General features: G+C 62.9%; 9 protein-coding genes and 1 pseudogene. 7 read left to right on the top strand and 3 right to left on the bottom strand.

Annotated features, from left to right (window positions below; translation table 11 throughout):
• The first annotated feature begins 66 nt into the window (after positions 1 to 66).
• The 5 genes from HX803_RS30985 to HX803_RS30965 all read left to right on the top strand — a co-directional run bounded on the left by HX803_RS30985 (position 67) and on the right by HX803_RS30965 (position 7,878).
• Complete coding sequence (locus HX803_RS30985; protein ID WP_178925892.1) at positions 67 to 2,577, top strand: fimbria/pilus outer membrane usher protein; 2,511 nt, start codon at positions 67 to 69, stop codon at positions 2,575 to 2,577.
• A gap of 305 nt (positions 2,578 to 2,882) precedes the next feature.
• Positions 2,883 to 3,416: a fimbrial protein gene (locus tag HX803_RS30980; RefSeq protein WP_176997650.1), complete on the top strand. Its 534-nt coding sequence runs from the start codon at positions 2,883 to 2,885 to the stop codon at positions 3,414 to 3,416.
• A gap of 253 nt (positions 3,417 to 3,669) precedes the next feature.
• Entirely contained in the window at positions 3,670 to 6,102 is a 2,433-nt protein-coding gene (locus HX803_RS30975) for a fimbria/pilus outer membrane usher protein (protein WP_178925891.1), read from the top strand.
• Positions 6,103 to 6,136: 34 nt separating this feature from the next.
• Positions 6,137 to 6,862 carry a molecular chaperone gene (locus HX803_RS30970; protein WP_178925890.1) on the top strand — a complete coding sequence of 242 codons (726 nt, stop codon included), beginning with the start codon at positions 6,137 to 6,139 and terminating at the stop codon, positions 6,860 to 6,862.
• A complete protein-coding gene (locus tag HX803_RS30965) occupies positions 6,859 to 7,878 on the top strand; it encodes a fimbrial protein (protein ID WP_372339954.1) in 1,020 nt (339 codons plus the stop codon). Before HX803_RS30970 ends, HX803_RS30965 begins: the two co-directional genes overlap by 4 nt.
• Before the next feature lie 6 nt (positions 7,879 to 7,884).
• Here HX803_RS30965 and HX803_RS30960 read toward each other — a convergent pair whose 3' ends face one another.
• The 3 genes from HX803_RS30960 to HX803_RS30950 all read right to left on the bottom strand — a co-directional run bounded on the left by HX803_RS30960 (position 7,885) and on the right by HX803_RS30950 (position 13,003).
• Positions 7,885 to 9,150, bottom strand: a complete 1,266-nt coding sequence (locus HX803_RS30960; RefSeq protein ID WP_178925888.1) for a carbohydrate porin — start codon at positions 9,148 to 9,150, stop codon at positions 7,885 to 7,887.
• 58 nt (positions 9,151 to 9,208) lie between these two features.
• Entirely contained in the window at positions 9,209 to 11,617 is a 2,409-nt protein-coding gene (locus HX803_RS30955) for a glucose/quinate/shikimate family membrane-bound PQQ-dependent dehydrogenase (RefSeq protein WP_178925887.1), read from the bottom strand.
• A gap of 342 nt (positions 11,618 to 11,959) precedes the next feature.
• The gene (locus tag HX803_RS30950) at positions 11,960 to 13,003 is read right to left on the bottom strand and encodes an LLM class flavin-dependent oxidoreductase (protein WP_178925886.1); all 1,044 of its coding nucleotides are present in this window, start codon (positions 13,001 to 13,003) and stop codon (positions 11,960 to 11,962) included.
• A 188-nt stretch (positions 13,004 to 13,191) separates the two neighbouring features.
• Here HX803_RS30950 and HX803_RS33280 point away from each other — a divergent pair.
• Positions 13,192 to 14,280, top strand: a pseudogene (locus tag HX803_RS33280) (cache domain-containing protein); the annotation flags it as partial.
• A gap of 90 nt (positions 14,281 to 14,370) precedes the next feature.
• The gene (locus HX803_RS33275) at positions 14,371 to 15,138 is read left to right on the top strand and encodes a methyl-accepting chemotaxis protein (RefSeq protein WP_372339955.1); all 768 of its coding nucleotides are present in this window, start codon (positions 14,371 to 14,373) and stop codon (positions 15,136 to 15,138) included.
• Positions 15,139 to 15,272 lie beyond the last annotated feature (134 nt).

Raw genomic sequence — 15,272 nt, 5'->3', positions numbered from 1 at the left:
TGTCCTTGCGAAGGTGCTCCCACGTTGCCCACGCGGCAACGTGATGGCGGCCCATTGAGTATTGTCATGCGAATCGATGCCCTGAACCTCGACTGGTCTTCACTGCCGTTTGCCCCGCTGCGCCTGTCCGCCGCCATCCTGGCTGCGTTGATGGCCGGTGTGGCACAGGCCGATGACGCGGTGAAGTTTGACTCAAGCTTCATGCAATCCTTTGGCGGCACCGATGCCGGGCCGAACCTGGACCTGAACGCGATTGCCAACAGCGGCAGCCTCGGCCCTGGCACCTACCCGGTGCTCATTCGCCTGAACCAGAGCTTTTTTGATCGCCGCGACATGACCTTCACCCAGGACGAAAAAACCGGTGAAGTGCGCGCGTGCCTGTCGGCAGCGTTTCTCACTGAGCTGGGGGTCAAGCTGGATGCCTTCCAGGTGCCCGGCGAAACCCTGCCCGAGTGCATCGACCTCGCGGCGCTGGTGGACGGCGCTGCGGTCAGCTTCGACGCCAACCACCTGGCCCTCGACATCAGCGTGCCGCAGATCGCCCTGCGCCGTGACGCGGCCGGCTACGTGGCGCCGCAGGAGTGGGACAACGGGATCAACGCTGCGATGCTCAACTATCAGTTCTCGGCAGCCCAGACCCAGTCCGACGCGCGGGGCAGCGGTACGCAATACAACCTCTACAGCAATGGCGGTTTCAACCTGGGCGACTGGCGCTTTCGCACCAGTTCGTCGTTCCGCCAGGACGAGGAGGGCAAGCAGGATTGGCAGCGCAGCAACACCTACGCACAGCGGGACGTGACGGCCATGAAAGGCACGCTGACCGTGGGCGAAAGCTTCACGCCGGGCGATGTGTTCGACAGCATTCCGTTTCGCGGTGTGCAGTTGGCCTCGGACATGGGCATGTTGCCGGACTCGATGCAGGGCTATGCGCCGATCATCCGCGGTATCGCTGAAACCCAGGCCAAGGTCGAAGTGCGCCAGAACGGCTACTCGCTGTACACCACCTATGTGGCGCCAGGCGCGTTCGAGATCGATGACCTCAACGCCGCCTCCGGCAGCGGTGACCTGGAAATCGTGATTACCGAGGCCGACGGCCGCGAACGACGTTTCACCCAGCCTTACGCGACCCTGGGCAACATGCTGCGCGAGAAGACCTGGCGCTACAGCATGACCGTCGGCGAGTACAACGCCGTCGACGGCGGCCAGCGTCCTTCGTTCGCCCAGGCCTCGCTGGCCTACGGCTTGCCGTTCGACCTGACGCTGTACGGGGGCCTGCTCGGCGCTAATTTCTACAACGCCGGCCTGGTCGGCATGGGCAAGAGCCTGGGCAGCCTGGGTGCGGTGTCGATGGACGTGACGGCAGCCAAGACCGAGGTGCCGCAGGCGTCCGGTAACCCGGCAGGCAAACAGAATGGCCAGAGTGTCAGCGTGCGCTACGGCAAGGCCTTCGAGACAGGCACCTCGGTGCGTTTTGCCGGCTATCGCTATTCCACCGAAGGCTACCGGGACTTCGACGAGGCCGTGCGCCTGCAAGAGCCCGACAGCTACTACAACCTGTCCCGCCGCTCCAAGGTCGAGGCGAGCATCAACCAGGCGCTGGGGAGTGCCGGTTCGTTCTACCTGAACATGAGCCAGCAGAACTACTGGGGCTCATCGCGCCAGGACAAGCAGATGCAACTGGGTTTCAGCAGCCAGTACAAGGGCGTGACCTATGGCGCCTATGCCAGCAAGACCCTGACCGACAACTTCGGCCAGAACAATCAGGTGGTGTTGACCGTGTCGATGCCGATCGGCCAGACCCGCAGCACCGCCACCTATGCCGTCACGCGCAACACCGACGGCAGCCTGGACCAGCGCGCGGGCCTCAGTGGGCGCGATGGCGAGATGACTTACAACGTCAACGCCAACCGCTCGGACAACGCCGGCAATAACGGCTCGGCCCTGGTCGGCTACCGTGCGCCGTTTGCTCAGCTGGGCGCGGGTGTCAGCGTTGGCAGTGGTTACCGCCAGACGTCGGTGAGTGCCGCAGGTTCGGTGTTGGCCCACGGCGACGGCGTGGAGTTCGGGCAAAGCCTGGGCGAAACCGTGGCCCTGGTGGAGGTCAAGGACACGCCGAACGTGGGGGTGCTCAATGCCCCTGGCACCTTGACCAACAAGAAGGGCTACGCGCTGGTGCCCTATGTGATGCCGTATCGCAAGAACCGCGTGGCGCTGGACACCAGCGAACTGGACAGCCAGGTGGACATCGAGGACGGCGTGACCAACGTGGTGCCGCGTCGCGGTGCCGTGGTCAAGGCGACATTCGCCGCCAGCCGTTCGGAGAAAGTCGTGGCCACGGTGCGCCTCGCCGACGGCGGCTTGCCACCGTTCGGCACTTCGGTGCTGGATGCCAAGGGCTTGAGTGTCGGCGTGGTCGGACAGGCCGGGCAGGTGTTGATGGCGGTGGGCGAAGGCACCCGGTTCAGCATGAAGTGGGGCGAAAAAGCCGCGCAACGTTGCACGTTCGAACTGGATATCAGCAAGACCGAACCGGTGGATGGCTACCGTGTGATGGCGGCCACCTGTGCGGCGCCATGAGGTGCAATAGGACAAATCTGTGAGGGAAGCTGCGGGGAAAATTCCTACAGCCTGGACGGAACGGGCTTACATTTCGGCTCAGGTATACATCGCATTATTTGCCCCGCACCAAAGATGGTTGAAGTTGTTGAATAACAATGATGTTGGCTGCACTTGACTGAACAACGAGAACACTCAAGTCGATGCTTGAGTTGTTTTAACGGATGAACGTTGTTTGGTGGGGGAACTTGTCGTGCCGCATTGTTGTGTATTCAGGATTCAGCGTCTTTGCGCAACCCACTATTAATAATCCAAGAGTTGTACTCATGAAAAAGCTTGTCGCTGTTACCGCCGCTACTGTTGTTATGGGTCTTGCTTCGTTCGCCAACGCTGCGACGCCTGCCACCGGCAATCCGGGCACTGTGCGCTTCATTGGTGAAATCGTTTCCGGCGCTTGCGGTATCGATGCCAACTCTCTGGACCAGACCGTGTCCCTGGGCCAAGTGCCGTCGAACCAGTTCAAGGCCATTGGTGATCGTTCGACGCCGACCAAGTTCGACATCGTCCTGACCGAGTGCGACACCTCCACCCAGAAGAACGCCCGCTTCACCTTCAGCGGCGTGCAAGACCCCGTGGTTCCGGGCCTGTTCGCCACCACCGGTCTGGCCCAGAACGTCGGCATCCGCCTGCAGGCCAGCGCTGGCGAAATGCTGGATAACGGCACTGAGCAAGTCGCACCGGTGGTGCTGCAAGACGGCAACAACACCGTCACCTTCGCTGCGATGTACGAAGCCACCGCGGCTTCCGTCACCACCGGTGAAGCCGACAGCGTTGCCAACTTCACCGTCGCCTACAACTGATACGTGCGCGGGTGAGTTCGTCCTTGATCTTGTAGTGAGCGGGCTCGCCCCGCGCCGCAGCAGCCCGGGCCCTGAGTGTCTCCAGTTGGAATGAGATGGCTGGTCCGGCGCGGCGCGGGGCAAGCCCGCTCACTACAAGTTTTGTCTATCGGTGTTCGTTGTTGGTGTTGTAACACTTTGGGGCGCAAGCCCCTTTTTTATTGTCTGATCCGGTGCTGATAAAAGGGTAATGCCCGTGTACTGCCGCACACTTATGCTGTCTTGCGTATTACTGCCTTGCGCGGGTTATACCTATGCGCTGGAGTTTAATACCGAGTTTTTAAATATTGACGGTCATGACGGCGTCAGCCTCGGACAATTCACCCATGCGCATTACACCGTACCGGGCAACTACGTATTGGATATCGTGGTTAATCAACGTTATTTCGGAACACGCTCCATAGCATTCAAAAGCGGCGATCAACCGCAACAGAGTTATGCCTGTTTGCCGCCATCGCTGGTCGAAACCTTCGGGCTCAAGCCCGACCTGTACAAGCGCCTGCCACGCATTGCCGATGGTCAATGTGTCGACCTGAGCGTGATCGAAAACGCCAGCGTCACTTACGCCCAGAACCTGGGGCGCCTGTTGATCAGCCTGCCGCAGGCGTCATTCGAATATGACGACCCCAGCTACATTCCACCGGCCGCCTGGAGCGAAGGGCTCGACGGCGCATTGCTCGATTACCGGGTCATCGCCAATAGCCGCCAGACCACAGGCTCGGCGTCCAGCGGCGACTCCACCTCGTTGCAGAGCTACGGCACGGCAGGCCTGAATGTTGATGCCTGGCGGCTGCGTGCCGATTACCAGGCCCAGCAAGTCACCGGTAACCAGGGCGGCGGCAACAATGGCCAGGCGTTCCAACTGAACCGGCTGTATGCCTACCGGGCGCTGCCGTCGATCCGCTCGAAACTGTCGGTGGGCGAGGACTACCTGAACTCCGACGTATTCGACACCTTCGCCCTGCGCGGCGCGAGCCTGAGCAGTGACGACCGCATGCTGCCGCCGAACCTGCGCGGTTACGCGCCGCTGATCAGCGGCCTGGCGCGCACCAACGCCACGGTGACCGTGTCGCAGCAAGGCCGCGTGCTGTATTCCACCACGGTGACCCCGGGTGCATTCAGCCTCCAGGACATCAACAGCAGCGTGCAAGGCACGCTGGATGTGACCGTGCGCGAAGAAGACGGCACCGAGCAGAAATTTACCGTCACCACCGCCGCCGTGCCGTTCCTCGCCCGCGAAGGCGAGTTGCGCTACAAACTCTCGGCGGGCCAGCCACGCCTGACAGGCAGGGGCGGCACTGAACCGAGCTTTGTCGCCTCCGAACTGGCCTACGGTTTGTCCCGTGACTGGACGCTGTACGGCGGCATGCTGGCGGCCACCGACTACGTGTCCAGCGCCGTGGGCGTGGGCCGCGACCTGGGAGTGTTCGGCGCGGTGTCGGCAGACGTCACCACGTCGCGCGCCAAATTGCGCTGGACCGGTGAGACGGCGGTGGGCAACTCCTACCGCATCAACTATTCCAAGCATTTCGATGCCATCGGCACTGACCTGCGCTTTCTCGGCTATCGCTTTTCCGACCGCACCTTCACCAACTTTTCGCAGTTTGTCGGCGACCCGGACTCCTACGCCTTGAACTCGGGCAAGCAACGCTATTCGGTGATGCTCGCCAAGCGCTTCGCCTGGCTGTCGACCAGCTTATCTTTCGACCATTCGACGTTTTGGGACGCCGCGCCGTCCGACCGGTTCGGCCTGACCCTGGCGCGCAGCTTCACCCTGGGCAACGTCAAGAACATCAACTTGAACTTGTCGGCGTACCAGACCAAGAACGCGCAACACAGCGACGCACAGCTCTACCTCGGCGTGAGCGTGCCGCTGGGGGGCAACGCGATCATGTCGAGCAACGTGCAGCGTTCAAGCGCTGGCGCGTCTTCGACCAACGTCGGCTACAGCTATGACGACGGTGACGGCATGAACTACCAGGTGTACGGCGGCATGGGTGACAACAAGTACGTCAACGCCTACGTCGGCCAACGTGCCGCGACCTACCGGGCCAACGCCTCGGCCACCACCGACGGCAGCACCTACCGCTCGCTCACCGGCGAGTTCGACAGCTCGCTGGTGGCGACCCGTTACGGCGTGGCGGCCCATGGCAATGGTTCCAACGGCGACACGCGTTTGCTGGTGTCCACCGACGGCGTGCCGGACGTGACCTTCACCGGCCGGGCGCGCACCAACAGCCAGGGCTATGCGGTGATGGACGGCTTGCCGTCGTTCCAAGCCTACGAAGCACGGGTCAACCTGGAGAAGCTGCCGCTGCGCACCGAAGTGAGCAACCCGATCCAGCGCCTGGCGTTGACCGAGGGCGCCATCGGCTACGTCAGCTTTGCCGCCGCCCAGGGCCATAACGCCTTTATCGAGTTGATCCGGCCAGACGGCCAGCCGGTGCCTTTCGGAGCTTCGGTCCAGGACAAACACAGCCATAAGGAAGTAGGCATCGTCGGCGAGGCAGGGGTGACTTACCTGCTGGGTGCCAAGACCGGCGCCGAGCTGGTGGCGCGCTGGGATGACAGCCACAGCTGCGCGTTGGCAACGCTGCCCGACGAAGACGTCGTCACCAACGTCGCCACCACCGTGCGGTGTTTGTGACTCACCCCTTACCCCTGATTCATGGAGACTCCTGATGCCTCGATTGACCTTTAAACGCCTGGCCACCCTGGTGGGGTTTTGCCTGCCGCTGCTGGCCCAGGCCGCGGTGATCCCCGACCGCACCCGGGTGATTTTTGAAGAGGGCGCCTCCTCGGTGAGCGTCACCGTGAGCAACAAGAACCTGCAACTGCCGTTTGTGGTGCAGTCATGGATCGAAGACGCCAGCGGCAAGAAAATCAGCTCGCCGTTCATGGTGCTGCCGCCGCTGCAACGCATCGAGCCCAATGAAAGCAGCATGCTGCGCATTGTGAAGCTGCCCGAGACCGCGCTGCCCAAGGATCGCGAGTCGGTGTTCTACCTCAACATCCGCGAGATCCCGCCCAAAAGCGATGCGGTCAACGCGATGCAGATTGCCCTGCAATCGAAGATCAAGCTGTTCTACCGCCCGGCGTCGGTCAAGCGTGAGCGCGGTGAAGACCTGGCCCAGCGGCTGAACCTGAAAATCGACCCCATCGGCAAGCAACTGCTGATCGACAACCCGTCACCGTTCCATATCACCGTGGTGGGCCTGCTGGCCGGGCCGCAGATGACCAAGCTGCCGGTCGAGACCGTGATGATCGCGCCGTTCAGCGGTGCACGGTTGCCGTTGAGCACCACCGCCCTCGGTGAGTTGCGGGTGTCGAACATGAATGATTTCGGCGGCCAGACCGACACGCTGTTCCAGTGCGCAGCCGAGGCGTGCAAGGCAGTGAAACCGTGAACATCAAGCCACTGCTCAGGGTGGGTCTGGCGCTGCTGATGCTGGGGTTTTCCAGCGCCTCGTGGGCGCTGATTTGCAAGTCGCAGTCCGACGGCGATTTTCTCAGCGAATACATTGGCCCGGTGTCGGTGCCGGACACAGTGCCCGACGGTACGATCATCTGGCGCTCGCAAACCCACGTGGTGCCTGCCAAGTGCTGGAAACTGCGTGACCAGCACTTCAACGAAGACGATCCGATCTATTTCTACGGCAACCCTGCGGGGCTCAACGCGACGGCCTGGGGCATCGAGTTCGGCCTGGTGTACCGGCAGGTGACGGCCTGGGATGGGGATTGGAGTTCCGACCCGACCCTGGGCGTCAATACCGGGTTCGTGTCCCGTGGCTGCCCGGCGGCCACCAACAATGAAGAGATGCTGCCGTGTTCATTGGCCACGCCGAACATTGCGTTTCAGGTGGTGATCCGCAAGCGTGGGCTGCTGCCCTTGCAGCGCCCGTCCCAGGACACCTACGACGTGTTCCAGTTTGACGGCCAGTACGGTCTCAACGGTGGGGTGGGCAACCCGTTCAACAACTTCCGCTTCAAGCTCAGCGGCCTGCAGAACATTGTCGGCACGGCGTGCACGGTCGAAGTCACGGTGACGCCGGAACCGGGCATTGTCGATTTCGGCGTGATCCAGAAAACCGCCACCGGGCTGTCTCCGCCCAGCCCGACCAAGCCGTTCAGCCTGGCCTTGGAGAAAAAGTGCAGCAGTGCCATCAACGTCGGTGCCACCTTTGTGACCGCCAACCAGCAAGGCCTGTACACGGTGTTGCCGACGGCCGACAGCGGGTTCGGCATTCAGGTGCGCGATGGGCGTAACGCATTGGTGCCCATCAACGAACCGTTCCCCCTGGCGACCTTTGCGGCCAATGTGAGCCACATCGATGTGCCGTTCAGCGCAACGGTGGTGGCCCAGGGGGACCCTCAGATCGGGGCGTTCGAAGCCATCATGGTGGTGCAGATCATCTACTACTGAGGCGCCTTAGAAGCTCGCCTTGATCTGCAACCCCAGCACCAGCGCATTGTCGATGTCGCTGCCGGAAAACGCCCCGGGCTCGATGATGTATTGCACGTCCGGGCGCAGGGTCAGCCAGGGTGTGGCCTGGTAGCCGTAACTGAGTTCGATCAACTGCTCGGCGTTGTTCAGGTTGGGGTAGTCGGTGCCGGCGTTGAACGCCGCCAGTTCCTGCGCGTCACGGCTGCGCGGGTTGGGCACGGCGCGGCCATAGCCCAGGGCGAGGGTGTCGCGCGGGCGGCCTTCGAACGGCTTATACAGCACCACGCCTGCGCCATACCACTTCGTGAAGGGCGACGCGGCCAAGCTTGCTGCCGAGTATTGGCCGAAGGCATGCAGCACGCGGCCGGCGGAAGCGTGCGAAGCCCACACCGCCTGGTCGACCAGCAGGTAATGCCCGCTGCGCCCGCTGACGTCCTGTTTACTGCCGATGCGTTTCACGTCGGAGCTGTCGTAGTAATACCCCAGCTTGTATTCACCCGGCAGGGTGCCCGCGTGCTTGTAGACCAGTTCGATGGGCAGCACGGTGCCGGTGGTGCGCTTGGGGTCCAGGCGCCAGGCGCGGCTGGAGTTGCCGTTGCTGTCCGGGTCCACGTTGAAGGCGGCCACGCGCAGTTGCCAGTTCGGTGAAAAGTCGTATTTCACCCGCGCGCCCAGGCGGGCATTCGGGTAGTTGGTCCAGCCGCTGCCTCCGGACATGTTCAGCGGGTGGCCGCAGAAACCGGCGTTCATGAAGTTGCACAGGATGCCGCTGTCCAGGCCGCCGAGATCGTTGCCCATGGCCATGTAGCCGAGCTTGACGTTGAGCACCGGGGTGAACAGGGTGCGCTCGTAGCTCAGCTCGGTGAGGCGGGTGTAGAGGCCGCCGTAGTTTTCCTGGATCGGCAGGCGGTTGCCCACCAAGTCCTCTGAAGCGCTGTTGCCGCGACGGTCGTTGATCGTGACCTGGATGCGGTCGCCATTGTTGAAACCGTACAGCTTGCCCAGGTCGAACTGCACGCCGAGCTTGATGTTCTGCGAGTAGCGCGCCGAGCGATGCAGGCCGCCATCGGCGTTGTAGGCGGTCTCGCCGCTGTAGTCGCCGGTGAAGCGAATGCCTTGTTCGTCGAGTTCGCGGCGCAGGCCGCCCCAGTCGCCGGTCAAGGTGGTGTCATCGGCTTGCACGGGCAGGGCGGCGCCCAGGGCCAGGCCCAGCAACAGGCGCCCAAGGGAAATCTGAGAAGTGGGGGTCATGCGACGTTTTCCAAAAAAAAGCGCGGCGCCGGGGGAGGCGCCGCGCAAACAGAAGGGGTTATGGCAAGGCGTAGGCGATCACATAGTCGCCACGGTCCGTGGATTGGCGTGCGCCGCCAGCGGTGATGACGATGTACTGCTTGCCGGTTTTCGGCGACACGTAGGTCATCGGACCGCCTTGGCTACCGACGGGCAGGCGGGCTTTCCAGACTTCGTCACCGTTGCCGCTGTTGAAGGCGCGCAGGTAGAAGTCTTGGGTGCCGGCGATGAAGATCAGGCCGCCCTGGGTGGACAGCGTGCCGCCGAGGGTCGGCAGGCCGATCTTGATCGGCAGGTGCATGCGGATGCCCAGGGGGCCGGTGTCTTCAACGGTGCCCACCGGCACTTGCCAGGCGATCTTTTGGGTCTTCATGTCGATGGCGGTCAGGGTGCCGAACGGCGGTGCCTGGCACGGAATGCCGGCCACCGACAGGAAGCGGTTCTTGTTCACCGCATACGGCGTGCCCTTGAGCGGCACGGCGCCCATGCCGGTGTTCAGCGCTTCGCCCCCGGAGGCGGCCTGGGCTTTGTTTTGCGACGGTACCATCTGGATCCACAGGCCCAGGCGCATGTCGTTGACGAAGATGAAGCCATGTACCGGGTCGGTGGAGAGGCTGCCCCAGTTCATGCCGCCCAGGGAGCCCGGGAAACTCAGGGATTTGTCGGTGCCCGGCGCGGTGTACAGGCCGTCATAGCGCATGCCCTTGAAGTCGATGCGGCACAGCAACTGGTCGTACGGCGTGGCGCCCCACATGTCCGATTCGGTCAGGGTTTGCGCGCCGATCTGCGGCATGCCAACGGATTTTGGCTGAGTGGGCGAGTAGGGCTCGTTGGGGATGTTGGCGGCCTTGACCGGCACTTCACGCACGTCGGTCAACGGCTTGCCGGTGGCACGGTCGAGCACGTAGATCTGGCCGGCTTTGGTGCCGATCACCACCGCGGGTACCGCCTTGTCGCTACCCGGTGGGGTGAAGTCGATCAGGCTGGGTTGCATCGGCAGGTCGAAGTCCCACAGGTCGTTGTGGACGGTCTGGTACACCCACTTTTCAGCACCGGTGGAGGCGTCCAGCGCCAATACGGAAGCGCCGTATTTGTGGTTGAGCTGGGTACGTTCCACGCCATAGATGTCGGTGGACGAACTGCCCATCGGCAGGAAGACCGTGTTCATCAGCGGGTCATAGGACATCGGCGCCCAGCTGTTCGGGGTGCTGCGCACGTAGGTGCTGCCGGCGGCCGGGGCTTGCTTGTCTTCGGGGTTGCCCGGGTCGAAGGCCCAGCGCATCTGGCCGGTGATCACGTCAAAGCCACGAATCACGCCGCCGGGCATGTCGGTTTGCACGTTGTCCGCCACACGGCCGCCGACTACTACGGTGGTGCCGGCCATCAGCGGGGCGGAGGACAGTTGGTAGTAGCTGTCGGGGACATTGCCCAGGCCGGCTTTCAGGTCCACTTGGCCGTGGTTGCCGAAGTCTTCGCAGAACTTGCCGGTGTCGGCGTCGACCGCGATCAGGCGCGCGTCGATGGTGTTGGTCAGCAAACGACGCTGGCACTGCGCACCGGCTGGCACGCTGGCGGCGATGATCGGCGAGCTGTTGGGCTGGGTGGGCGCGGCAATCGGCGCGGTGGCGTCGAAGTAAGCCATGCCACGGCAACGCTGCCACACCGCCGACTTGGCGTTGACTTCGTTCTTCCATAGCTCTTTGCCGGTGTCGGCGTCGAGGGCGATCAGGTTGTTGTGCGGGGTGCAGATGAACACCTTGTTGCCGATCTGCAGCGGGGTGAGCTGGTCTTCGGCGCCGTTGCCGTCGCTGATGGCCACGTCACCGGTGTGGTAGGTCCACGCCACTTTGAGCTTGTTGACGGTGTCGCGGTTGATCTGGTCCAGCGCGGCGAAGCGGCTGCCACCTTCGGTATTGCCGTAGTGGGCCCAGTCTTTCTGTGCGTCGGCCGGGGCCACGGGGGTTACACCTGGGCCTGCGCCGGTGGGTGCGACGCTGGGGTGCGCGACGAACATATTGCCCGCCGCGACAGCCACGCCAACCGCCAGCACGGCGGCAACGCCATAGGCGCCGCGTGCCGGCTTGCCCGCGAGCAGCGGGTACACCAGCGCCACCACCAGGCCAATCACGCTGAACATGAACAGGCGCGAGAACAGCGGCCAGAACACCAGGCCCACATCCGCCACCGCCCAAACGGCGGTGCCCACCAGGAACGCCGCAAACAGCCACGCCCCAGCAGGCTTGCGCCGGGCAATCAGCACGCCGGAAACCGCCATGGCCAGGCCGCCGACCAGGAAGTACCAGGAGCCGCCGAGGCTGACCAGCCTGGCGCCGCCAACGGCCAGCGCCACGCCGAGCAGGGCGATAACGACGCCCAGGCCCAGCAGGATAAATCTAGAGACGCCAGCGGCGCGCGATGCTCGTTTCATATCGATAAATGCTCGAAGGTGAGAGGGCAAAGACGCGATTTTAGCAAGATAAGTAACTGGTTAGTACATTATGCTCCGCAATACACTATTACAGATGCTGTGATGATGGGCTGAGACCAAATGTCGCGCGCGCCACCGAACGCCTTTGTCGTGAGCGGGTTAGTCCGGCGCAGCGTTCGTCCGAGTAAAAACGGGGTACCTGACACACTGCGGCGCGGGGCAAGCCCGCTCACTACAAGGCCGGGTTGATCACGGGGGTGTAGTGAGCGGGCTCGCCCCGCGCCGCGTCCGTCCAGGCAACAACGGGGTATCTGACACACTGCCGCGCGGGGCAAGCCCCTATCAGCGAAACGCTGGCACCACCTGCTCGATAAACAACGCCAGCGACTTCTTCTTCTCGGCATGGGGCAGGCTGTTGTCACACCAGAAGCTGAACTCATCCACCCCCAATGCCTGGTAATACCGGATGCGCGGGATGATTTCGGCGGCGGTGCCGATCATTGCGGTCTTGTGCAGGCTCTCCAGTTCGAACTCGGGGCGCCCTGCGAACTTCTCTTCCGGGCTTGGCGCCAGGAAGCCGTTGACCGGCACGGTCTTGTTGCCGAACCAGGCATCAAAGGTGCGATAGAACTTCGAGATCGCCTCGGCCCCGACCTTCCAGCCGTGCGGGTCGTCTTCAGCGTGCACGTGGGTGTGGCGCAGCACCATCAGTTGCGGGCGGGGTACGTTCGGGTTGTTGTCGAGTGCGGCCTGGAACTTGTTTTTAAGGTCCAGGACTTCTTCGTCGCCCTTCATCAGCGGCGTGACCATCACGTTGCAGCCGTTGGCCACTGCGAAGTTGTGCGAGTCCGGGTCGCGGGCGGCAATCCACATGGGCGGGCTGGGCTGCTGGATGGGCTTGGGCACGCTGGTGGACGTGGGGAACTTCCAGAGGTCGCCGTCGTGGGCGTAGTCGCCTTTCCACAGCGCGCGTACCACCGGCACCATCTCACGCAGGGCCTGGCCGCCGCTGGAAGCGGGCATGCCACCGGCCATGCGATCGAACTCCACCTGATAGGCACCACGGGCCAGGCCGACTTCCATGCGTCCGTTGCTGATCACGTCGAGCAGTGCGCATTCGCCCGCGACCCGCAGCGGGTGCCAGAACGGCGCGATGATGGTGCCGGCGCCCAGGTGAATCGTGGTGGTCTTGGCCGCGAGGTAAGCCAGCAGAGGCATCGGGCTTGGCGAGATGGTGTATTCCATGGCGTGGTGCTCGCCAATCCAGACAGTGCTGAAGCCACCGGCCTCGGCCATCAGGGTCAGTTCGGTCAGGTCTTCGAACAACTGACGGTGGCTGACACTTTCATCCCAACGTTCCATGTGTACGAACAGGGAAAACTTCATGGCGCTTACCTCGGATCTATTGTGATCGGCCTGTCGACTGCAGGCCCTCAAGTGCTCTCGCCAACGTAAAACCGATCAGGGGAGACGGCTGGTCGACGGATTGATTGTTGGTATACCATAATACAGAATATCTGCAAAATTTTTCTCTCCAACGGCGACACACTCACCTCACAAGGAAGGCGAGCCTGATGAACATAAAACAAAAACTGATCCTGGCCTTTGCCGTCATCGCCAGCCTGCCGGTGATTCTGGTGGCGGTGCTGATCATCCTCAACGTGCGCCACGAAGCGCGGGACGGTTTTGTCGACAGCAGCGCGCGGGAGATCCGCCAGGTCGACAATGCCATGCAGCTGTTTTTCGAAGGCATCAGCCAGAACGTTGCCTACCTGGCGGCACACCCGCAGTTGCAAAGCATCAATGGCGATGTGAAGCGCTACCTGGCCAGCGACGCGGCGCAGGTCGCACCCGGCGAGCACGATCAGCGCCTGTTCAAGCTGTTCGAAGGGCTGGCCAAGACTCATTCGGCCTACACCTACTTGTCCCTGGGCACTGAAGACGGCGGCTATGTGTTTTGGCCCGGCGACCCCGCGCTCGCCAGCTACGACCCGCGCACACGCCCCTGGTACAAAACCGCCATGGCCCAACCGGGCAAGACCCTGCGCACCGAAGCCTATTACTGGGCCGCCGACGATGTGGTGCTGGTCAGTACCGTGCAGAGCTTCAATGATCGCCAAGGCAAAGTGGGTGGGGTGGTGAACATTGACGTGTCACTCAAGCAGCTCACTGACCTGGTCAAACAGATCAAGCTGGGCGAGAGCGGTTACCTGATGTTGATGGAAGCAGACAACACGGTGCTGGTGGACCCGAACGAGCCGTCCCACAACTTCAAGAAACTGGGCGAACTGGGTGAGGGCTATCGCCAATTGAGCGAAGCCGGCCAGGGCCTGGTGCAAGTGGAGTTGGCGGGGGAGCGCTACATGGCGCTGGTGTGGCCGTCCAAGGCCTTGGGCTGGCGTTTTGTCGGGCTGGTGCGCGAGAGTGAGGTAATGGCCGGTGCGGCGCGGCTCACCTGGTTGATCGCGGCTATTGCGTTGGTGTGCGGCCTAGTGTTCGCGGTGGCGGGGGCCTGGTTTGCCGGGTTGATCGTCAAGCCGATCCGCGGCGTGGCCAGTGGGTTGGAAGGGATTGCCCAGGGCGAAGGCGACCTGACTGCACGCCTGGATGTCAAAGGCGGCGACGAGACGGCGCAACTGGCCGGCTGGTTCAACCAGTTCCTGGAGGCGATCCGCACATTGATCCAGCGCATCGGCCAGGCCGCCGGGCAGATTCACAGCAGCTCCGGCAGCGCCACTGAAGTCTCGGTGGAAATGGCCGACGTTGCCGAGCGCCAGCGTGAAGCAGTGGACATGGTGTCGACGGCGTTCCATGAAATGGTGGCAACGTCCAATGAGGTGGCGCGCTCCTGCAGCCAGGCCGCCGATTCCGCCGACAACGGCCAGCGCCAGGCCCATACCGGGCAGCAGCAGATTGACGCGGCAGTCAGCAGTGTCGGGCGGCTCAGTGATGAGATTGGCCATTCGGCCCAGGCCATGGAGCAGTTGGAAAAAGACAGCAACGACATCCAGTCGATCCTCGGCACCATTCGCTCCATCGCCGAGCAAACCAACCTGCTGGCGCTCAACGCCGCCATCGAAGCAGCCCGTGCCGGCGAGCAAGGCCGGGGCTTTGCCGTGGTGGCAGATGAAGTGCGCGCATTGGCCAAGCGCACCGCAGACTCCACCGGCGAAATCGACGGGTTGTTGGGCAACCTGGCGCGGCGTACTCACCAGATGGGCAAGCAGATGCATGCGAGCCTGGAGGTGTCCCAGGAAACCGTGGTGTCGATCAATGAGGCGCGAGCCAGCTTCGGTTTGATCCGTGAATCGGTGGACGTGATCCGTGACATGAACACCCAGATCGCCACGGCGGCAGAAGAGCAGCATCAGGTGGCCGAGGACATCAACCGGCATATCAGCCAGATCCACGGGGATGCACAATTGGTGGCGAGCCTGGCCGACTCTACGCGCCAGGATGCGCAGCAGTTGACGGCGTTGTCGCAGACCTTGAATCAGTTGGTCAGTCGCTTCCGTACCTGACCACTGCTATCGCAGGCCAGCCAGCGCCCACAGGGGATCTTCGTCGTTGCACAAATCCCTGAGGGAGCTGTCGAGCTTTAGCGAGGCTGCGAAGGCGGTGGGTCAGGCGACCTCAATGTCGACTGTGCAGCCGC

Origin of the sequence: Pseudomonas sp. P7548, from assembly GCF_013386585.1 — a bacterium.
In the GTDB taxonomy this organism is placed as follows: Bacteria; Pseudomonadota; Gammaproteobacteria; order Pseudomonadales; family Pseudomonadaceae; genus Aquipseudomonas.
The sequence above is the reverse complement of the archived record's forward strand: the minus strand, read 5'-3'. Positions and strand labels throughout refer to the sequence as shown.